Consider the following 21,339-nt stretch of genomic DNA (forward strand, 5'->3'; position numbering starts at 1 on the left):
CGCGCAGAATAATTCAGTGAAGAAGCGGGGTGACGTGTCCATACGTCACTCCGCTTTTTTACAACCTGCGATCGCCCTTTCAGGCTTTATTTACGGGAGGTCTTCTTGACTAAGCCAGCCATACTCGCCCTTGCTGATGGCAGCATTTTTCGCGGCGAAGCCATTGGAGCCGACGGCCAGACCGTTGGTGAGGTGGTGTTTAACACCGCAATGACCGGCTATCAGGAAATTCTTACCGATCCTTCCTACGCCCAGCAAATCGTTACCCTGACTTACCCGCACATCGGCAACACCGGCACCACGCCGGAAGATGCCGAGTCTGATCGTGTCTGGTCCGCCGGCCTGGTCATCCGTGACTTGCCGCTGGTAGCGAGCAACTGGCGTAACACGATGTCCCTGTCCGATTACCTGAAAGCCAACAACGTTGTGGCGATCGCTGGTATCGACACTCGTCGCCTGACCCGCATCCTTCGGGAAAAAGGCGCGCAGAACGGCTGCATCATGGCCGGCGACAACATTTCCGAAGAAGCCGCCATTGCCGCTGCCCAGGGTTTCCCGGGTCTCAAGGGCATGGACCTGGCGAAAGTCGTCAGCACCAAGAAACAATACGAATGGCGCTCCACGGTCTGGGACCTGAAGACCGACAGTCACGCGACGATCGAGGCTTCCGAGCTGCCATACCACGTGGTTGCTTACGACTATGGCGTCAAGCTGAACATCCTGCGCATGTTGGTCGAGCGCGGTTGCCGCGTCACCGTGGTGCCAGCCCAAACCCCGGCCGCCGACGTCCTGGCCCTCAAGCCCGACGGCGTGTTCCTGTCCAACGGCCCTGGTGATCCCGAGCCTTGCGACTACGCGATCCAGGCGATCAAGGACGTGCTGGAAACCGAGATCCCGGTATTCGGCATCTGCCTCGGTCATCAATTGCTGGCCCTCGCCTCGGGCGCCAAGACCTTGAAGATGGGCCATGGCCACCATGGTGCCAACCACCCGGTGCAGGACCTGGACACGGGCGTGGTGATGATCACCAGCCAGAACCACGGTTTTGCGGTAGATGAAGCGACTCTGCCAGCCAACGTGCGTGCGATCCATAAGTCGCTGTTCGACGGCACGCTGCAAGGCATCGAGCGTACCGACAAGAGCGCGTTCAGCTTCCAGGGCCACCCTGAAGCCAGCCCGGGCCCGAACGATGTGGCGCCGCTGTTCGATCGCTTCATCAATGAGATGGCCAAGCGACGCTGACCGCGTGAAGCCCGAGGGCGGCCCCGAGTGCGGCGGCCCCCTCGGGCGCTTCAAAGATTGTTCGACGGCCTAGCCGACTGACCTGCGGATTTGAGTGACAAACCCATGCCAAAACGTACAGACATAAAAAGCATCCTGATTCTCGGCGCTGGCCCGATCGTGATCGGCCAGGCCTGCGAATTCGACTACTCCGGCGCCCAGGCCTGTAAAGCCCTGCGCGAAGAGGGCTACCGCGTCATCCTGGTGAACTCCAACCCGGCCACCATCATGACCGACCCGGCCATGGCCGACGCCACCTACATCGAGCCGATCAAGTGGCAGACCGTTGCCAAGATCATCGAGAAAGAGCGCCCGGACGCACTGCTGCCGACCATGGGTGGCCAGACCGCGCTGAACTGCGCCCTGGACCTGGAGCGCGAAGGCGTCCTGGAGAAATTCGGTGTGGAAATGATCGGCGCCAACGCTGATACCATCGACAAGGCCGAAGACCGTTCGCGCTTCGACAAGGCGATGAAATCCATCGGCCTGGACTGCCCGCGCTCGGGCATCGCCCACAGCATGGAAGAGGCCAACGCTGTCCTGGAACGCCTTGGCTTCCCGTGCATCATCCGTCCGTCCTTCACCATGGGCGGCACCGGTGGTGGTATTGCCTACAACCGTGAAGAGTTCGAAGAAATCTGTGCCCGTGGTCTCGACTTGTCGCCGACCAAGGAACTGCTGATCGACGAATCCCTGATCGGCTGGAAAGAATACGAAATGGAAGTTGTCCGCGACAAAAAGGACAACTGCATCATCGTCTGCTCCATCGAGAACTTCGACCCGATGGGCGTGCACACCGGTGACTCGATCACTGTCGCGCCGGCCCAGACCCTGACCGACAAGGAATACCAGATCCTGCGTAACGCCTCCCTGGCGGTATTGCGCGAGATCGGCGTGGAAACCGGCGGCTCCAACGTCCAGTTCGGCATCTGCCCGAACACCGGTCGCATGGTGGTCATCGAGATGAACCCGCGGGTATCCCGTTCGTCGGCCCTGGCTTCCAAGGCCACCGGTTTCCCGATTGCCAAGGTCGCTGCCAAGCTGGCCGTGGGCTACACCCTGGACGAGTTGTCGAACGACATCACCGGCGGCAAGACCCCGGCGTCCTTCGAGCCGTCCATCGACTACGTCGTTACCAAGCTGCCACGCTTCGCCTTCGAGAAATTCGCCAAGGCCGATGCCCGCCTGACTACTCAGATGAAGTCGGTTGGTGAGGTCATGGCCATCGGCCGGACTTTCCAGGAATCCCTGCAGAAAGCCCTTCGCGGCCTGGAAGTGGGCGTTTGCGGCCTCGATCCGAAGCTGGACCTGAATGATCCGGAAAGCATGAGCGTGCTCAAGCGCGAGCTGACCGTGCCGGGCGCCGAGCGTATCTGGTACGTGGCTGATGCCTTCCGTGCCGGCATGACCGTCGAGCAGATCTTCGGCATGAACATGATCGACCCTTGGTTCCTGGTGCAGATCGAAGATCTGATCAAGGAAGAAGAGAAGGTCAAGACCCTGGGCATGTCCAGCATCGACCGCGACACGATGTTCCGCCTCAAGCGCAAAGGCTTCTCCGACATGCGCCTGGCCAAGCTGCTGGGTGTGACCGAGAAGAGCCTGCGCGCTCATCGCCACAAGTTGGAAGTGTTCCCGGTCTACAAGCGCGTCGACACCTGCGCGGCCGAGTTCGCCACCGACACCGCCTACCTGTACTCCACGTACGAAGAAGAGTGCGAAGCGGCGCCATCGACCCGCGACAAGATCATGATCCTGGGTGGCGGTCCTAACCGGATCGGCCAGGGCATCGAGTTCGACTACTGCTGCGTACACGCGGCGCTGGCCCTGCGCGACGACGGTTACGAGACCATCATGGTCAACTGCAACCCGGAAACCGTCTCCACCGACTACGACACCTCCGATCGCCTGTACTTCGAACCCGTGACCCTGGAAGACGTGCTGGAAATCGTTCGCGTCGAGAAGCCCAAAGGCGTGATCGTCCAGTACGGCGGCCAGACCCCGCTGAAGCTGGCGCGCGCCCTTGAAGCCGCTGGCGTGCCGATCATCGGTACCAGCCCGGATGCGATCGACCGCGCCGAAGACCGTGAGCGTTTCCAGCAGATGGTCGAGCGCCTGAACCTGCGTCAGCCGCCAAACGCCACCGTGCGCAGCGAGGACGAAGCGATTCGTGCCGCGGCCAAGATCGGCTACCCGCTGGTGGTGCGTCCGTCCTATGTACTGGGTGGCCGTGCGATGGAAATCGTCTACCAGGAGGACGAGCTCAAGCGCTACCTGCGCGAAGCGGTCCAGGTGTCCAACGACAGCCCGGTGCTGCTGGACCACTTCCTCAACTGCGCCATCGAAATGGACGTGGACGCAGTCAGCGACGGCAAGGATGTGGTGATCGGTGCGATCATGCAGCACATCGAGCAAGCAGGTGTTCACTCCGGTGACTCCGCCTGTTCGCTGCCGCCTTACTCGCTGCCGGCGCACATCCAGGACGAGATGCGCGAGCAGGTCAAGAAAATGGCCCTGGAACTGGGCGTTGTCGGCCTGATGAACGTGCAGCTGGCCTTGCAGGGCGAGGACATCTACGTCATCGAAGTCAACCCGCGCGCTTCCCGGACCGTGCCGTTCGTCTCCAAGTGCATCGGTGTTTCCCTGGCGATGATCGCGGCACGGGTCATGGCTGGCAAAACCCTGAAAGAGCTGAATTTCACCAAGGAAATCATTCCGAACTTCTACAGTGTGAAAGAGGCGGTGTTCCCGTTCGCCAAGTTCCCAGGCGTGGACCCGATCCTCGGCCCGGAAATGAAATCCACCGGTGAAGTGATGGGCGTGGGCGATACCTTCGGCGAGGCCTTCGCCAAGGCCCAGATGGGCGCCAGCGAAGTATTGCCGACTGGCGGTACGGCGTTCATCAGCGTGCGTGATGACGACAAGCCACTGGTTGCAGGCGTAGCCCGTGATCTGATCAACTTGGGCTTCGAAGTGGTCGCCACTGCCGGCACTGCCAGACTGATCGAGGCGGCAGGCCTGAAAGTGCGCCGCGTGAACAAGGTGACCGAGGGGCGTCCGCACGTGGTCGACATGATCAAGAATGACGAAGTCACACTGATCATCAACACCACCGAAGGTCGCCAGTCGATCGCCGATTCCTACTCCATTCGTCGCAATGCGCTGCAGCACAAGATCTACTGCACCACGACCATTGCTGCGGGCGAAGCGATCTGCGAAGCGCTCAAGTTCGGTCCCGAGAAGACCGTGCGTCGCTTGCAGGATCTACATGCAGGATTGAAGGCATGAGCATAACCAAGTACCCGATGACGGTTCAGGGCGCGAAGGCCCTGGAAGAAGAACACGCTTTCCTGACGAAGGTCGAGCGCCCGCGCTTGAGCCAGGCTATTGGTGAAGCGCGCGAGCTGGGCGATCTCAAGGAGAACGCCGAATACCACGCTGCCCGAGAGGAGCAGGGGATGGTCGAGGCGCGTGTCCGTGATATCGAAGGCCGTATGCAGAATGCGGTGATCATCGACGTCACGACGATCCCGCACACCGGCAAGGTGATCTTTGGCACTACCGTGGAAATCGCCAACGTCGAGACCGATGAAAGCGTCACTTACCAGATCGTTGGTGAGGACGAGGCAGACATCAAGCTCGGCAAGATTTCCGTTGGTTCGCCCATCGCTCGCGCCTTGATTGCCAAGGAAGAGGGTGATGTGGTGGCGGTGAAGACACCTGGCGGTGTCATCGAGTATGAGATTGTCGAAGTCCGTCACATCTGAACGAAGGCGCCCGCTGCGAGCAGGCGCCATGATCTGGCAGCTCACCCAGATGTTGTGGGTGGGCGGCGTCTGGTTGTTGCACATCGGTTTGCTGCCGGTGCTGGGTCGAGTCGGCTTGGCACCGCTGCTCATCGATGAAATCGCAGGCATGCTGACGGCGCTGCTGGTAGGTTTTTCCGCAGCGTGCGTGATATTTCAGGTCTTGGTGCTGGTTCAGGCCGAGGGCCTTGCCAGTCTATGGCGCGACATTCGTGGGCAATTGTTGCTCATGTCGTTGTACGCGTGCGGGATGTTCTTTGCAGTGCGTCTCGGCTGGCCGGATGCGAGCCAATGGCAGGTATTCAGTTACCTGGTGCTGGGTTTTTCCGGGTTGGTGCTGGTGTTGCAGCCGGTTCCCGGATGGGGCGGCAGGGTGCGCGAGGCACACCCTTGACCCTTTGACATCACTTGAAGCGGTGAACGTTCGACAGTTGCTTGTTGACGCTGAAATTCTTGCGATAAATCAGCGCCATCTTGCCGATGACCTGCACCAGGTCGGCCTTGCCGGTCTTGCACAGTTCAGCAACGGCAGCCAGGCGGGCTTCGCGGTCGAGGATGTTGAGCTTGATCTTGATCAGCTCGTGATCGCCCAAGGCGCGTTCCAGTTCGGCGAGTACACCTTCAGTCAAACCGTTGTCAGCCACAGTCAAAACCGGTTTCAGATGGTGGCCAATGGATTTGTATTGTTTCTTCTGCTCTTGAGTGAGCGGCATAATCTGACCCCTGCGTCTGATCTTGTAAAAAGCGGCGGCCAGTTTACCCGAGCAAGTCCGGGACCGCCCACTTAATCACGACCCGTTTTATTTTTAGAGGTGGCCCGTGGCCCGTTCCAAGACTAGCCAGAACTGGCTCAGAGAGCATTTCAACGATCCATTCGTGAAAATGGCGCAAAAAGACGGGTATCGTTCCCGTGCCAGCTACAAGCTGCTGGAGATTCAAGAAAGAGACCGTTTGATCCGTCCAGGCATGAGCGTGATCGACTTGGGCGCCGCCCCGGGTGGCTGGTCCCAAGTGACCAGTCGTCTGATTGGTGGACAAGGCACACTGATCGCTTCCGATATCCTGGAAATGGACAGCATCCCGGATGTGACCTTCATTCAGGGTGACTTCACCGAGGACGCCGTACTGGCGCAGATCCTTGAAGCGGTTGGAAAAAACGAGGTGGACCTTGTGATTTCCGATATGGCCCCCAATATGAGTGGATTGGCATCTGTTGATATGCCGCGATCAATGTTCCTGTGCGAGTTGGCACTGGATCTTGCGACTCGGGTATTGAAGCCAGGTGGTGATTTTTTGATCAAGGTCTTCCAGGGTGAAGGCTTCGACGAATACCACAAGAGCGTGCGCAAGCAGTTCGAGAAGGTCACGACGCGCAAGCCGAAATCATCGCGTGATCGCTCCCGTGAGCAGTACCTGCTGGGCCGTGGTTTCCGTGGTCGCAGTGAGGAATAAGAGGTTTTTCGACCGGGGCGATAGGTTTTTCGTATTTCGTCCCGTGAGCATTAGCGAATATTGTGTAGAAAGTGTTTCACAAAGGGTTACAGACGGCGCCTGCCAGAGTCGTAGGTAATGTAGTAAGTTAGGCCGGTGAATATCATGCGAAGCGCGCGCCAGTAGCGGAGCTTGCTTCAGAGGGTAGTTAATTGAACGATATGGCAAAGAATCTGATCCTGTGGTTGATCATCGCCGCTGTCCTTGTGACCGTGATGAACAACTTCTCCAGCCCTAACGAGCCGCAGACCCTCAACTATTCCGACTTCATCCAGCAGGTCAAGGATGGCAAGGTCGAGCGTGTAGCCGTTGATGGCTATGTGATTACCGGCAAGCGCACCGATGGCGACAGTTTCAAGACCATTCGTCCGGCAATCCAGGACAATGGCCTGATCGGCGACCTGGTGGACAACCACGTCGTGGTCGAAGGCAAGCAGCCTGAGCAGCAAAGCATCTGGACCCAGCTCCTGGTCGCCAGCTTCCCGATCCTGGTGATCATCGCCGTGTTCATGTTCTTCATGCGCCAGATGCAGGGTGGCGGGGGAGGCAAGGGCGGGCCGATGAGCTTTGGCAAGAGCAAGGCTCGACTGCTTTCCGAAGATCAGGTGAAAACCACCCTGGCCGACGTCGCGGGCTGCGACGAAGCCAAGGAAGAAGTGGGCGAACTGGTCGAGTTCCTGCGTGATCCGGGCAAATTCCAGCGCCTGGGCGGTCGTATTCCACGCGGTGTGCTGATGGTTGGCCCGCCAGGTACCGGTAAAACCTTGCTGGCCAAGGCGATTGCCGGTGAAGCCAAGGTGCCGTTCTTCACGATTTCCGGTTCCGACTTCGTCGAAATGTTCGTCGGCGTGGGCGCCAGTCGTGTTCGCGACATGTTCGAACAGGCCAAGAAACACGCGCCATGCATCATCTTCATCGATGAGATCGACGCCGTCGGTCGCCACCGTGGCGCCGGCATGGGTGGCGGGCACGACGAGCGCGAGCAGACCCTCAACCAGTTGCTGGTCGAGATGGACGGCTTCGAAATGAACGACGGCATCATTGTGATTGCCGCCACCAACCGTCCTGACGTACTCGACCCTGCGCTGTTGCGTCCGGGACGTTTCGACCGCCAGGTCGTGGTGGGGCTGCCGGACATTCGCGGTCGCGAGCAGATCCTCAAGGTCCATATGCGCAAGGTGCCAATGGGTGATGACGTCGCTCCGGCAGTCATCGCGCGTGGTACGCCGGGCTTTTCCGGTGCAGACCTGGCGAACCTGGTCAACGAAGCGTCGTTGTTCGCCGCTCGTACCGGCAAGCGTGTCGTGGAGATGAAGGAGTTCGAGCTGGCCAAGGACAAGATCATGATGGGCGCGGAGCGCAAGTCCATGGTCATGTCGGAGAAAGAAAAGCAGAACACCGCGTATCACGAGGCGGGTCACGCGATCGTCGGTCGTGTCGTGCCCGAGCATGATCCGGTCTACAAGGTCTCGATCATCCCACGAGGTCGTGCCTTGGGCGTGACCATGTTCCTGCCGGAAGAGGATCGCTACAGCCTGTCCAAGCGTGCATTGATCAGCCAGATCTGTTCGTTGTATGGCGGCCGTATCGCTGAGGAAATGACCCTGGGCTTCGACGGTGTGACCACCGGCGCGTCCAACGACATCATGCGCGCCAGTCAGATCGCTCGGAATATGGTCACCAAGTGGGGCCTGTCCGAGAAGTTGGGGCCGCTGATGTATGCCGAAGAAGAGGGGGAGGTGTTCCTTGGTCGTGGTGGCGGTGGCCAGCATGCAAGCTTCTCCGGCGAGACAGCCAAGCTGATCGATTCCGAAGTGCGCAGTATCATCGACCAGTGCTACGGCACTGCCCGGCAGATTCTTACGGACAACCGTGACAAGCTTGATGCCATGGCCGATGCCTTGATGAAGTACGAAACCATCGACGCCGAGCAAATCGACGACATCATGGCGGGTCGCGAACCTCGCGAGCCTCGTGACTGGTCGGGTGGTACCGGCACCTCCGGTACGCCTCCGGCGGTACAGGGTGAGCGTCCGGAAACACCGATTGGCGGTCCGGCCGCTGATGTCTAAGGCTTGAAATGACTTCTGTTCAGTCCTCGACCCGGTTGCCTTGCGGCAACCGGGTTCTTGATTTGGCCCATGCGCATGTCATGGGCATTCTCAATGTCACGCCTGATTCCTTTTCCGATGGCGGTCGATTCAGCCAGCTCGATGCTGCGCTGCGGCATGCCGAAGCCATGGTGGCTGCCGGTGCAACGCTGATCGATGTAGGCGGCGAATCGACCCGGCCGGGCGCGCGGGCAGTCTCGCCTACCGAAGAGCTGGAGCGGGTAGCGCCGATTGTCGAGCGCATCCATCGCGAACTTGATGTCATTATCTCGGTCGATACGTCCACGCCTGCGGTCATGCGCGAGACTGTGCGACTGGGGGCAGGCCTGATCAATGATGTTCGGTCCCTGCGGCGCGACGGCGCCCTGGACGCTGCGGCGGCCACCGGGTTGCCGGTGTGCCTGATGCATATGCTCGGCGAACCGGGGACCATGCAGAATGACCCGCACTATGATGATGTAACCAGGGAGGTGGGTGAATTCCTGGTGGAGCGTCTGGACCAGTGTGCTGCCGTGGGCATTCCCGCCGAGCGGATCGTTCTTGATCCCGGCTTTGGCTTTGCCAAGACGCTGGCTCACAACCTGAGCCTGTTCAAACATATGGAAGCCTTGCATGCCCTGGGGCGGCCCCTGTTGGTTGGGGTTTCGCGAAAGAGCATGATAGGCAATGCCTTGGGCCGACCGGTGGGAGAGCGCCTGTATGGTGGTCTCGCCCTTGCGGCCTTGGCCCTTACCAAAGGCGCGCGCATATTGCGTGTGCACGATGTAGCCGAAACGATGGATGTCGTGCGGATGATCGCAGCTGTGGATTCAGCCGAATAAGAATGACGGAGCACTTATGAGCAAGAAATACTTTGGCACCGACGGTATTCGTGGTCGGGTCGGCGAATACCCTATTACCCCTGATTTCATGCTCAAGCTCGGCTGGGCGGCCGGCATGGCGTTCCGCAAGATGGGCGCCTGCAAGGTGCTGGTCGGCAAGGACACGCGAATTTCCGGCTACATGTTCGAATCGGCACTCGAGGCTGGCCTGACATCGGCGGGCGCCGATGTGATGCTGCTGGGCCCGATGCCGACGCCGGCCATTGCCTACCTGACGCGTACGTTCCAGGCCCAGGCAGGCATCGTGATCAGTGCCTCGCACAACCCTCATGACGACAACGGCATCAAGTTCTTCTCCGGCCAGGGTACCAAGCTGCCGGACGATATCGAGCTGATGATCGAAGAGCTGCTGGACACGCCGATGACTGTGGTTGAGTCGAGCAAGATCGGCAAAGTGTCGCGGATCAACGATGCGTCGGGTCGCTACATCGAATTCTGCAAGGGCAGTGTGCCCACAGGTACCAGTTTTTCCGGCCTGAAAGTCGTCGTCGATTGCGCCCACGGGGCAACCTATAAAGTCGCGCCGAGCGTCTTTCGCGAGCTGGGGGCCGAGGTGGTGGTGCTTTCCGCCCAGCCTAATGGCCTGAACATCAACCACAACTGTGGCTCCACCCATACCGAGGCATTGCAGGCTGCGGTGCTGGCTGAGCAGGCTGATCTCGGGATCGCCTTCGACGGCGACGGTGATCGGGTCTTGATGGTTGATCACACCGGTACGGTCGTCGATGGTGACGAGCTGCTGTTCATTATTGCTCGTGACCTGCATGGGCGCGGCAAGCTGCAGGGCGGCGTAGTCGGCACGTTGATGAGCAACCTCGGGCTGGAGCTGGCCCTGGCAGACCTGGATATCCCGTTCGTGCGGGCCAATGTGGGTGACCGCTACGTGATCTCGGAGCTGCTGGAGCGCAACTGGGTGATCGGTGGTGAGAACTCCGGCCACATCGTATGCTTCGACCATACCACCACGGGTGATGCGATCATTGCGGCCTTGCAAGTGCTGATGGCGCTCAAGGCGCGTAACGAAGGGCTCGCACAGTCGCGCCAGGCATTGCGCAAATGCCCGCAAGTGTTGATCAACGTGCGTTTCGGGGGCGGTGTGAATCCTCTCGAGGATGCCAAGGTCAAGCAGGCCAGTGAGCGTGTGACACAGGCGATGGCGGGGCGTGGACGTGTATTGTTGCGCAAGTCCGGCACAGAGCCTTTGGTGCGTGTCATGGTCGAAGGCGAGGATGAAGCGCAAGTTCGCGGTTATGCCGAAGAGCTGGCAAAACTGGTTACTGAAGTTTCTGCCTGAATTCGGCTTGCCAGTCATGGATCGGTTGGGTAACATCTGCGCCCACTTTGACCGACGAGGTACAGCATGCGTCGCCCTATGGTAGCTGGTAACTGGAAGATGCACGGTACCCGCGCCAGCGTCGCTGAGCTGATCAATGGCCTTCGTCATCTGGCCTTGCCAAGCGGTGTTGATGTCGCGGTATTCCCGCCTTGCTTGTATATCAATCAAGTGATTGATGGCTTGAAAGGTAAGTCGATTTCGGTCGGCGCGCAGAACTCTGCGGTGGAGTCCATGCAAGGTGCGTTGACCGGTGAGATTGCACCGAGTCAATTGGTGGATGCAGGTTGTTCCCTGGTCCTGGTCGGACATTCCGAGCGTCGCCAGATCATGGGCGAGCAGGACAAGGCCTTGATCCGCAAATTTGCTGCGGCCCAGGCCTGTGGTCTGACTCCGGTGTTGTGCATAGGGGAAACCCTTGCGCAGCGTGAAGCCGGCAAGACCCTTGAAGTTGTCGAGCGTCAGCTGGGCAGCATCATCGAAGAGCTGGGTGTTGGTGCTTTTGCAAAGGCAATTATTGCTTACGAGCCAGTCTGGGCCATTGGTACCGGGCTGACTGCTTCGCCGCAACAGGCGCAGGATGTGCACGCAGCCATCCGCGCGCAGTTGGCGGCAGAGAATTCTGAAGTGGCACGAGGTGTGCGGCTTCTATACGGCGGCAGCGTGAAGGCGGCCAATGCGGTCGAACTGTTCGGCATGCCGGATATCGATGGGGGGCTCATTGGTGGAGCGTCCCTGAATGCAGATGAGTTCGGTGCGATCTGTCGCGCCGCGGGAAACTGAAAAAATGCTGGAAACAGTCGTAGTCGTTTTTCATCTGCTGGGTGCACTGGGTGTAGTTGCTCTCGTATTGCTGCAGCAGGGTAAAGGTGCGGATGCTGGTGCGTCTTTCGGTGCAGGTGCTTCAAATACTGTGTTCGGAAGCCAAGGTTCCTCTACCTTTCTTAGTAAGTTTACTGCTATACTTGCCGCCGGTTTCTTCATGACCAGCTTGGGGTTAGGTTACTTTGCTAAAGAGAAAGCTCACGAGCTGACTCAAGTAGGTTTGCCAAACCCAGCAGTCTTGGAGGCGCCAAAGCAACAACCGGCTTCTGATGATGTCCCGGTGCTTCAAGAGCAAAAGTCGGCCAACCCGGCGACTGACGTGCCTCCAGCTCAAGAGCAGAAGTAAGAAGGTTTCAAACGCTGTATTGCCGAGGTGGTGGAATTGGTAGACACGCAACCTTGAGGTGGTTGTGCCCATAGGGTGTAGGGGTTCGAGTCCCCTTCTCGGTACCAATTATCAGGAGAGCCCGCGATTGCGGGCTTTCTTGTAGGTGGAAGGGTTACATTGACCCTGTAAGGGATCGGTCGTATACTTCCGCCCCAGCTTTGTCGCGGGATGGAGCAGTCTGGTAGCTCGTCGGGCTCATAACCCGAAGGTCGTCGGTTCAAATCCGGCTCCCGCAACCAGTTTCAGGGGCCCCTTCCAAGGGGCTTTTTGTTAGCTGGACACTTTATAACGCCGCTATTCGACGGCGTTTCAGGGATGGGCGATTCGCCCATTTTTTTTTATTTGCACAGCATGCACAAACATGCACGAGGGGGTTCAGGTGTCGAGCAAGCTAGAACAGTTGCAGGCCTTGTTGGCCCCGGTGGTCGTGGCCCTTGGCTATGAATGCTGGGGTATTGAGTTTTCGGCTCAAGGTCGCCACTCACTGTTGCGCGTTTATATCGATAAGGAAGGCGGCGTGTTGGTGGATGATTGCGCCATCGTCAGCCGTCAGATCAGCGGTGTACTGGATGTTGAAGATCCAATCACCTCCGAATACACCCTTGAAGTTTCCTCGCCTGGCATGGAGCGCCCCCTGTTCACTCTTGAACAGTTCGCTTTGTTTGCCGGTGAACAAGTGAAGATCAAGCTGCGCTCGCCTTTCGAAGGTCGACGCAACTTCCAAGGCCTTCTGCGCGGTGTAGAAGAACAGGACGTCGTGGTGCAGGTAGATGACCATGAGTTCCTGTTGCCGATCGATATGATCGACAAGGCCAACATTATTCCCAGTTTTGACTGATACGTGCCAGATACTGCGGATCCCGCGGATCCAATGGCTTGCGAAAGGCGAGGCGTACGATGAGCAAAGAAGTACTGCTGGTTGTTGAGTCGGTATCCAATGAAAAGGGCGTACCGGCTAACGTTATTTTTGAAGCGCTGGAGCTGGCCCTGGCCACTGCTACCAAGAAGCGGTTTGAAGACGAAGTTGATTTGCGTGTGGAAATCAATCGCCACACGGGTGCCTACGAGACTTTCCGTCGCTGGACGGTAGTCGAGGAAGCCGACCTGGACGATCCGGCTATCGAAACCTGGCCGAGCAAGGTTGCAGAAACGCACCCGGGCGCCAAGGTCGGTGATGTCGTCGAAGAAAAAATCGAATCCATCGAGTTCGGTCGCATCGCTGCACAGACTGCCAAGCAGGTTATTGTGCAGAAAGTTCGCGAAGCCGAGCGCGCGCAAGTCGTCGACGCTTATCGCGAGCGCCTGGGGGAAATCATCTCCGGCACCGTGAAAAAAGTGACCCGCGACAACGTGATCGTCGACCTGGGCAACAACGCTGAAGCGTTGCTGGCTCGCGAAGACATCATTTCTCGCGAAACTTTCCGGGTTGGCGTGCGTTTGCGTGCGCTGCTCAAGGAAATCCGCACCGAGAACCGCGGCCCACAGCTGATCCTGTCGCGTACAGCGCCGGAAATGCTGATCGAGTTGTTCCGCATCGAAGTGCCGGAAATTGCTGAAGGCCTGATCGAAGTCATGGCCGCCTCCCGTGATCCGGGATCGCGTGCCAAGATCGCGGTCCGCTCCAAGGACAAGCGCATCGACCCGCAAGGTGCTTGCATCGGCATGCGTGGTTCGCGTGTCCAGGCCGTATCCGGCGAGTTGGGCGGCGAGCGCGTGGACATCGTCCTGTGGGACGACAACCCGGCTCAGTTCGTGATCAACGCCATGTCGCCTGCTGAAGTGGCGGCAATTATCGTCGACGAAGATGCCCATGCCATGGACATCGCCGTTGGCGCAGACAATCTCGCTCAGGCTATCGGTCGTGGTGGTCAGAACGTGCGTCTGGCCAGCCAGTTGACTGGCTGGACCCTGAACGTGATGACCGAATCGGACATCCAGGCTAAGCAACAAGCGGAAACCGGCGACATCCTGCGCAACTTCATCGAAGAGCTCGAAGTCGATGAAGAACTGGCGCAGGTGCTGGTGGACGAAGGCTTTACCAGCCTGGAAGAGATTGCCTACGTACCGGTGGAGGAAATGCTCAACATCGACGGCTTTGACGAGGAAATCGTCAACGAGCTTCGCGCTCGGGCCAAGGATCGTTTGTTGACCAAAGCCATCGCTACTGAGGAAAAGCTGGCAGACGCCCATCCGGCCGAAGACCTGCTCTCGCTTGAGGGCATGGACAAGGATTTGGCGATGGAACTGGCGGTGCGCGGCGTAATTACCCGCGAAGACCTGGCCGAGCAGTCTATTGACGATCTGCTCGACATCGACGGCATTGACGATGATCGTGCCGGCAAGTTGATCATGGCCGCCCGAGCCCACTGGTTCGAGTAATTAGGCGCGGCCTGAGGAGAGAAGTGCATGACGCAAGTCACGGTGAAACAACTGGCCGATGAGGTCAAAACACCGGTAGAGCGCCTGTTGCAGCAGATGCGTGAGGCAGGTCTGCCGCACACCGCCGCCGAGGAACATGTGACCGACAGTGAGAAGCAGTCCCTGCTGACTCACTTGAAGAGCAGTCACAAGGCGAAAGTGGAAGAACCGCGCAAGATCACTCTGCAGCGTAAAACCACCAGCACCCTGCGTGTTGCCGGTAGCAAAAGCATCAGCGTTGAAGTACGCAAGAAGAAAGTCTTCGTACAGCGCAGCCCGGAAGAAATCGAAGCCGAGCGCAAACGCGAACAGGAAGAACGTCGCGCAGTAGAAAATGCTGCTCGTCAGAAGGCTGAAGAAGAAGCCAAGCGTCGCGCCGAAGAAGAAGCGCGCCGCCAGCCTGCTGCTGCGCAAACCGCTCCGGTGGAAGCTGTCGAGGCTGTTGCCCCGGTAGTCGAACCTGTGCGCGAAGCGGCTCCAGTCGTGGCGCCAGCTCCGGCTCCTGCCGATACTCGCAAGCGCGACGAACAGCGTCGTCCGGACAAGCCACGTGCCGACGACAATCGTCGTGGCAGCGGCGATGGCGAGCGCAAGAACGCGCCTCATCGTGCTTCGGTCAAGGAAAAGGCTCCAGCACCCCGTGTTGCGCCACGTACTACCGATGAAGAAAGCGATGGCTTCCGTCGCGGCGGTCGCGGCAAGGCCAAGCTGAAGAAACGCAACGCCCACGGTTTCCAGAGCCCTACCGGCCCTGTCGTGCGTGAAGTGAAGATCGGCGAGACCATCACTGTGGGCGATCTGGCCCAGCAGATGTCGGTCAAGGCTGCTGAAATCATCAAGTTCATGTTCAAGCTGGGTACGCCAGCCACCATCAACCAGGTACTGGACCAGGAAACTGCCCAACTGGTTGCTGAAGAGCTGGGCCACAAAGTGACCCTGGTCAGCGACACCGCCCTGGAAGATTCCCTGGCCGAGTCCCTGAAGTTTGAAGGTGAGGCGGTTTCCCGTGCACCGGTCGTGACCGTCATGGGCCACGTCGACCACGGTAAAACCTCCCTGCTCGACTATATTCGTCGTGCGAAGGTTGCGGCAGGTGAGGCTGGTGGTATTACCCAGCACATCGGCGCCTACCACGTTGAAACCGACCGCGGCATGGTGACGTTCCTCGACACCCCGGGTCACGCTGCGTTTACCGCGATGCGTGCCCGTGGTGCCAAGGCGACCGACATCGTGATCCTGGTGGTTGCAGCGGACGACGGCGTGATGCCGCAAACCATCGAAGCCGTTCAGCATGCCCAGGCAGCTGGCGTGCCGCTGGTGGTGGCAGTGAACAAGATCGACAAGCCGGGCGCTGATCTCGATCGCATCCGCAGCGAACTGTCGGTCCACGGCGTGACCTCCGAAGAGTGGGGTGGCGACACTCCATTCGTTCCGGTCTCGGCGAAGATGGGTACCGGCGTTGACGAACTGCTCGAAGCCGTTCTGTTGCAAGCCGAGGTCCTGGAATTGACTGCTACGCCTTCGGCTCCTGGCCGTGGTGTGGTCGTTGAATCGCGCCTCGACAAAGGCCGTGGCCCTGTCGCGACCGTCCTGGTTCAAGACGGTACCCTGCGCCAAGGCGACATGGTGCTGGTCGGTTCGAACTACGGCCGCGTGCGTGCCATGCTCGACGAGAACGGCAAGCCAATCAAGGAAGCCGGTCCGGCTATCCCGGTCGAGATCCTTGGCCTGGACGGTACCCCGGACGCTGGCGACGAGATGAGCGTTGTGGCTGACGAGAAGAAAGCCCGTGAAGTGGCTCTGTTCCGTCAAGGCAAGTTCCGCGAAGTCAAACTGGCTCGTGCTCATGCCGGCAAGCTGGAAAACATCTTCGAGAACATGGGCCAGGAAGAGAAGAAGACGCTCAACATCGTCCTCAAATCCGACGTCCGTGGTTCGCTCGAAGCGTTGAACGGCGCCTTGAATGGCCTGGGTAACGACGAAGTGCAAGTGCGTGTGGTCGGTGGCGGTGTCGGTGGTATCACCGAGTCCGACGCCAACCTGGCACTGGCCTCCAATGCTGTACTGTTCGGCTTCAACGTGCGTGCCGATGCCGGCGCTCGCAAGATCGTCGAGCAGGAAGGCCTGGATATGCGTTACTACAACGTGATCTACGACATCATTGAAGACGTCAAGAAAGCGTTGACCGGTATGCTGGGCAGCGACGTCCGGGAGAACATCCTGGGTGTGGCCGAAGTTCGCGACGTGTTCCGTTCGCCGAAGTTTGGTGCCATCGCCGGTTGCATGGTGATCGAGGGTGTCGTTCACCGTAACCGTCCGATCCGTGTATTGCGTGAAGACATCGTGATCTTCGAAGGCGAGCTGGAATCCCTGCGCCGCTTCAAGGATGACGCTTCCGAAGTACGTGCCGGCATGGAATGCGGTATTGGCGTCAAGAGCTACAACGACGTCAAGGTCGGCGACAAGATCGAAGTCTTCGAGAAGGTTCAGGTTGCTCGCAGCCTCTAACTCGCGCACTTCAAGAGCCGCACCGGGCAGCCGCACGAATATGCGCCGCCTCGCTGCCGGACTCTAAACGCAACGCCCGGTCTGGCTTTTGCCAGGCCGGGCGTTTGCCGCTTTCAGACCTCACGGGTTTGACCGTGGGGCAGTAACAGGTAACAAGACATGGCAAAAGAATACAGCCGTACCCAACGAATCGGCGATCAGATGCAGCGCGAGCTGGCCCAACTGATCCGTCGCGAAGTCAAAGACCCGCGCGTCGGCCTGGTCACCATTACCGCTGTGGAAGTCAGCCGTGACGTCGGTCACGCGAAGATTTTCATCACTGTGATGGGCCAGGACAGCGCCGAAGAAATCGCCCAGAGCATCAAGGTGCTCAACTCGGCCGCCGGCTTCCTGCGTATGCAGTTGGCCCGGGAGATGAAGCTGCGCAGCGTCCCACAGTTGCACTTCCACTACGACGAAAGCGTCGTGCGCGGTGCGCATCTGTCGGCCCTGATCGAGCGCGCCGTGGCTGAAGACAGTCAGCACCCGGTTGCGGCTGAACCCGAAGACACCAAGGAGTAATCGGTGGCTCAGGTCAAACGCATCCGTCGTAACGTCAGCGGCATCATCCTGCTCGACAAGCCGCTGGGGTTCACCTCCAACGCGGCGCTGCAGAAGGTTCGCTGGCTGCTCAATGCCGAAAAGGCCGGGCACACTGGTAGCCTCGATCCGCTGGCCACCGGCGTGCTGCCGCTGTGCTTTGGCGAGGCGACCAAGTTCTCCCAGTACCTGCTCGATTCCGACAAGGGTTATGAGACCCTGGCGCAACTGGGCAAGACCACCACCACGGCGGATGCCGAAGGTGAGGTTCTGCTCGAACGCCCGGTGACCGTTGGTCAGGCCGATATCGAGGCTGTATTACCGGCTTTTCGTGGGCAAATCAGCCAGATACCGCCAATGTACTCAGCCCTCAAGCGTGATGGGCAGCCGTTGTATAAACTGGCCCGTGCCGGCGAAGTAGTGGAGCGCGAACCGCGTTCTGTTACTATTGCGCGCTTGGAATTGCTGGCCTTTGACGGTAATACTGCGCGGCTGGCTGTGGATTGCAGCAAGGGCACCTATATCCGCACCCTGGTGGAGGATATTGGTGAACGGCTCGGCTGTGGCGCGTACGTGGCAGAGTTGCGACGGACCCAGGCCGGGCCTTTTACGCTGGCCCAGACGGTCACGCTCGAAGAGCTCGAAGCGGTGCATGCCGAGGGTGGTAACGAAGCGGTCGATCGTTTCCTGATGCCATCGGACAGCGGGTTGCTGGATTGGCCGCTACTGCAATTCTCGGAACATAGCGCGTTCTACTGGCTCAACGGCCAGCCGGTACGTGCCCCGGATGCGCCGAAATTCGGCATGGTCCGGGTACAGGATCACAACGGTCGCTTCATCGGTATTGGTGAAGTGAGTGAAGACGGGCGTATTGCGCCGCGTCGACTGATTCGGTCGGAATGACCGGAACCAGCCTGCGTAACAGCAGGTTGGCGAGTGTGGCTGTTAACAGGCACGGTCACTACTCATTTATAGATACAGGGATTTGTCCCTGGCCTGTTGGTACGGTTTCCCTGGAGACGGTACCTCACAAGAGGAAAGCCACATGGCACTCAGCGTTGAAGAAAAAGCTCAGATCGTGACCGACTACCAGCAAGCTGTTGGTGATACTGGTTCGCCAGAAGTGCAAGTTGCACTGCTGACCGCCAACATCAACAAACTGCAAGGTCACTTCAAGGCCAACGGTAAAGACCACCACTCCCGTCGTGGTCTGATCCGCATGGTAAACCAGCGTCGCAAGCTGCTGGATTACCTCAAGGGCAAAGACGTTAATCGTTACAGCACCTTGATCGGCCGCCTGGGCCTGCGTCGCTAATCAGCGATTGCGCTATGAGGTTGGTTGTCTGCCAGTTGCCCGCGTTTTGCGCTGGCAGCCGGCAGGCTCCCAGCCTCAAGTTTTATCTGGACAGTCGTTGGGCCGATTCCCCGCACTGCCCAAGAATTTCGCAAGAAGACAAGTTCCCCAAGAGCCACAAAGAAGGTAGGACACCGTGAACCCGGTAATCAAAAAATTCCAATTCGGTCAGTCGACCGTTACCCTCGAGACTGGCCGTATCGCCCGTCAGGCCTCCGGCGCAGTGCTGGTCACCGTTGACGACGACGTCAGCGTATTGGTGACCGTTGTCGGTGCCAAGCAAGCCGATCCAGGCAAGGGCTTCTTCCCTCTGTCTGTTCACTACCAGGAAAAGACTTACGCTGCCGGTAAGATCCCTGGCGGTTTCTTCAAGCGTGAAGGCCGTCCTTCCGAGAAAGAAACCCTGACTTCCCGACTGATCGACCGTCCGATCCGTCCGCTGTTCCCTGAAGGTTTCATGAACGAAGTGCAGGTTGTCTGCACCGTCGTGTCCACCAGCAAGAAAACCGATCCGGACATCGCTGCGATGATCGGTACCTCGGCTGCCCTGGCCATCTCCGGCATTCCTTTCGATGGCCCGATCGGCGCTGCCCGCGTCGCGTTCCACGAAAGCACCGGCTACCTGCTGAACCCGACCTACGAGCAACTGAAGGCATCGAGCCTGGACATGGTCGTGGCCGGTACTTCCGAAGCCGTGCTGATGGTTGAATCCGAAGCCAAGGAACTGACCGAAGACCAGATGCTGGGCGCCGTGCTGTTCGCCCACGACGAGTTCCAGGTGGTGATCAACGCCGTCAAGGAACTGGCCGCCGAAGCCGCCAAGCCAACCTGGACCTGGGCTCCGCAAGCCGAAGCCACCGAACTGCTGGGCGCGATCCGTGCCGAGTTCGGCGAAGCGATCTCCCAGGCCTACACCATCACCGTCAAGGCCGACCGTTATGCACGCCTGGGTGAGCTGAAAGACCAGGTCGTTGCCAAGCTGTCCGGCGAAGAAGGCCAGCCATCGGCCAGCGACGTCAAAGCCGCTTTCGGTGAAATCGAATACCGCACCGTTCGCGAAAACATCGTCAACGGCAAGCCGCGTATCGACGGTCGCGACACTCGCACCGTGCGTCCGCTGAACATCGAAGTCGGCGTCCTGCCGAAGACCCACGGTTCGGCACTGTTCACCCGTGGCGAGACCCAGGCCCTGGTCGTTGCCACACTGGGCACCGCCCGTGACGCGCAACTGCTCGACACCCTGGAAGGCGAAAAGAAAGACCCGTTCATGCTGCACTACAACTTCCCTCCGTTCTCGGTGGGCGAGTGTGGTCGCATGGGTGGCGCTGGTCGCCGCGAAATCGGCCACGGTCGTCTGGCCCGTCGTTCGGTCCAGGCCATGCTGCCTGCCGCTGATGTGTTCCCGTACACCATTCGCGTGGTCTCGGAAATCACCGAGTCCAACGGCTCGAGCTCGATGGCTTCGGTCTGCGGCGCTTCCCTGGCCCTGATGGACGCCGGTGTGCCGATGAAGGCGCCGGTTGCCGGTATCGCCATGGGCCTGGTGAAGGAAGGCGAGAAATTCGCCGTCCTGACCGACATCCTGGGTGACGAAGACCACCTGGGCGACATGGACTTCAAAGTGGCCGGTACCGCCAAGGGCGTCACCGCACTGCAGATGGACATCAAGATCAAGGGCATCACCGAAGAGATCATGGAAATCGCCCTGGGCCAAGCCCTGGAAGCGCGCCTGAACATCCTCGGCCAGATGAACCAGATCATCGGTCAGTCCCGTACCGAACTGTCGGAAAATGCTCCGACCATGATCGCGATGAAAATCGACACCGACAAAATCCGTGATGTCATCGGTAAAGGCGGCGCGACCATCCGTGCGATCTGTGAAGAAACCAAGGCTTCGATCGACATCGAAGACGACGGCTCGATCAAGATCTTCGGCGAAACCAAGGAAGCGGCAGAAGCAGCACGCCAGCGCGTCCTGGGCATCACTGCCGAAGCCGAGATTGGCAAGATCTACGTCGGCAAGGTTGAACGCATCGTCGACTTCGGCGCCTTCGTCAACATCCTGCCGGGCAAGGACGGTCTGGTTCACATCTCCATGCTGAGCGATGCTCGCGTCGAGAAAGTGACCGACATCTTGAAAGAAGGCCAGGAAGTGGAAGTGCTGGTGCTGGACGTGGATAACCGCGGCCGTATCAAGCTGTCCATCAAAGACGTGGCAGCAGCCAAGGCATCGGGCGTTTAATCACTCCCTCGCTTAGCCGCTGAACAAGCAAACGCCCCGACTGGTTCGGGGCGTTTTGCTGTGTGGTGAAAATCCCTGTGTCGCAGGTTGCCTGGCCACGGGGGACGGTGCTAGTTTTAGCC

At 59.2% G+C, this 21,339-nt stretch carries 18 protein-coding genes and 2 tRNA genes; 19 read left to right on the plus strand and 1 reads right to left on the minus strand.

Going from position 1 to position 21,339, the window contains the following annotated elements:
* The first annotated feature begins 105 nt into the window (after positions 1-105).
* From carA to PBDP_RS04245, 4 genes are all read left to right on the plus strand, one after another.
* The gene (gene carA, locus PBDP_RS04230; RefSeq protein WP_003197697.1) at positions 106-1,242 is read left to right on the plus strand and encodes a glutamine-hydrolyzing carbamoyl-phosphate synthase small subunit; all 1,137 of its coding nucleotides are present in this window, start codon (positions 106-108) and stop codon (positions 1,240-1,242) included.
* 105 nt (positions 1,243-1,347) lie between these two features.
* Entirely contained in the window at positions 1,348-4,569 is a 3,222-nt protein-coding gene (gene carB, locus PBDP_RS04235) for a carbamoyl-phosphate synthase large subunit (protein ID WP_109753481.1), read from the plus strand.
* 2 nt (positions 4,570-4,571) lie between these two features.
* Complete coding sequence (gene greA / locus PBDP_RS04240) at positions 4,572-5,048, plus strand: transcription elongation factor GreA (RefSeq protein ID WP_030139783.1); 477 nt, start codon at positions 4,572-4,574, stop codon at positions 5,046-5,048.
* 28 nt (positions 5,049-5,076) lie between these two features.
* On the plus strand, positions 5,077-5,481 hold the full coding sequence (locus tag PBDP_RS04245) for an MFS transporter (RefSeq protein WP_109753482.1): 405 nt from the start codon (positions 5,077-5,079) through the stop codon (positions 5,479-5,481).
* Positions 5,482-5,491: 10 nt separating this feature from the next.
* On the opposite strand, the gene PBDP_RS04250 is transcribed toward PBDP_RS04245, so the two are convergent.
* Positions 5,492-5,800, minus strand: a complete 309-nt coding sequence (locus PBDP_RS04250; protein ID WP_003177852.1) for a YhbY family RNA-binding protein — start codon at positions 5,798-5,800, stop codon at positions 5,492-5,494.
* Between the two features lie 106 nt (positions 5,801-5,906).
* On the opposite strand from PBDP_RS04250, the gene rlmE reads away from it, so the two are divergent.
* The 15 genes from rlmE to pnp all read left to right on the plus strand — a co-directional run bounded on the left by rlmE (position 5,907) and on the right by pnp (position 21,217).
* Entirely contained in the window at positions 5,907-6,539 is a 633-nt protein-coding gene (rlmE, locus tag PBDP_RS04255; RefSeq protein WP_109753483.1) for a 23S rRNA (uridine(2552)-2'-O)-methyltransferase RlmE, read from the plus strand.
* A 200-nt stretch (positions 6,540-6,739) separates the two neighbouring features.
* Positions 6,740-8,650 carry an ATP-dependent zinc metalloprotease FtsH gene (ftsH, locus tag PBDP_RS04260; RefSeq protein ID WP_109753484.1) on the plus strand — a complete coding sequence of 637 codons (1,911 nt, stop codon included), beginning with the start codon at positions 6,740-6,742 and terminating at the stop codon, positions 8,648-8,650.
* Between the two features lie 8 nt (positions 8,651-8,658).
* On the plus strand, positions 8,659-9,510 hold the full coding sequence (gene folP / locus PBDP_RS04265) for a dihydropteroate synthase (RefSeq protein ID WP_212801874.1): 852 nt from the start codon (positions 8,659-8,661) through the stop codon (positions 9,508-9,510).
* 16 nt (positions 9,511-9,526) lie between these two features.
* Positions 9,527-10,864, plus strand: coding sequence for a phosphoglucosamine mutase (glmM, locus tag PBDP_RS04270; RefSeq protein ID WP_109753486.1), 1,338 nt, complete (start codon positions 9,527-9,529; stop codon positions 10,862-10,864).
* 66 nt (positions 10,865-10,930) lie between these two features.
* Complete coding sequence (gene tpiA, locus PBDP_RS04275; RefSeq protein ID WP_109753487.1) at positions 10,931-11,686, plus strand: triose-phosphate isomerase; 756 nt, start codon at positions 10,931-10,933, stop codon at positions 11,684-11,686.
* A gap of 4 nt (positions 11,687-11,690) precedes the next feature.
* Positions 11,691-12,074: a preprotein translocase subunit SecG gene (gene secG, locus PBDP_RS04280; RefSeq protein ID WP_003197714.1), complete on the plus strand. Its 384-nt coding sequence runs from the start codon at positions 11,691-11,693 to the stop codon at positions 12,072-12,074.
* Positions 12,075-12,095: 21 nt separating this feature from the next.
* A tRNA-Leu gene (locus PBDP_RS04285) sits at positions 12,096-12,181 on the plus strand.
* A 97-nt stretch (positions 12,182-12,278) separates the two neighbouring features.
* Positions 12,279-12,355 (plus strand) — tRNA-Met (locus tag PBDP_RS04290).
* A 140-nt stretch (positions 12,356-12,495) separates the two neighbouring features.
* Positions 12,496-12,954, plus strand: a complete 459-nt coding sequence (gene rimP / locus PBDP_RS04295; RefSeq protein ID WP_053118762.1) for a ribosome maturation factor RimP — start codon at positions 12,496-12,498, stop codon at positions 12,952-12,954.
* Positions 12,955-13,013: 59 nt separating this feature from the next.
* Positions 13,014-14,495 (plus strand): transcription termination factor NusA, encoded by a 1,482-nt coding sequence (gene nusA, locus PBDP_RS04300; protein ID WP_003177868.1) that lies wholly within the window; start codon positions 13,014-13,016, stop codon positions 14,493-14,495.
* Between the two features lie 27 nt (positions 14,496-14,522).
* On the plus strand, positions 14,523-17,042 hold the full coding sequence (gene infB, locus PBDP_RS04305; protein WP_109753488.1) for a translation initiation factor IF-2: 2,520 nt from the start codon (positions 14,523-14,525) through the stop codon (positions 17,040-17,042).
* A gap of 159 nt (positions 17,043-17,201) precedes the next feature.
* Complete coding sequence (gene rbfA, locus PBDP_RS04310) at positions 17,202-17,603, plus strand: 30S ribosome-binding factor RbfA (RefSeq protein ID WP_003177871.1); 402 nt, start codon at positions 17,202-17,204, stop codon at positions 17,601-17,603.
* A gap of 3 nt (positions 17,604-17,606) precedes the next feature.
* Positions 17,607-18,524 (plus strand): tRNA pseudouridine(55) synthase TruB, encoded by a 918-nt coding sequence (gene truB, locus PBDP_RS04315; RefSeq protein ID WP_109753489.1) that lies wholly within the window; start codon positions 17,607-17,609, stop codon positions 18,522-18,524.
* Between the two features lie 142 nt (positions 18,525-18,666).
* Positions 18,667-18,936, plus strand: a complete 270-nt coding sequence (gene rpsO / locus PBDP_RS04320; RefSeq protein WP_039592311.1) for a 30S ribosomal protein S15 — start codon at positions 18,667-18,669, stop codon at positions 18,934-18,936.
* A 175-nt stretch (positions 18,937-19,111) separates the two neighbouring features.
* A complete protein-coding gene (pnp, locus tag PBDP_RS04325; protein WP_003197725.1) occupies positions 19,112-21,217 on the plus strand; it encodes a polyribonucleotide nucleotidyltransferase in 2,106 nt (701 codons plus the stop codon).
* Positions 21,218-21,339 lie beyond the last annotated feature (122 nt).

The sequence above is a fragment of the Pseudomonas sp. St290 genome (assembly GCF_018325805.1).
GTDB classification, from domain to species: Bacteria; Pseudomonadota; Gammaproteobacteria; order Pseudomonadales; family Pseudomonadaceae; genus Aquipseudomonas; species Aquipseudomonas bijieensis.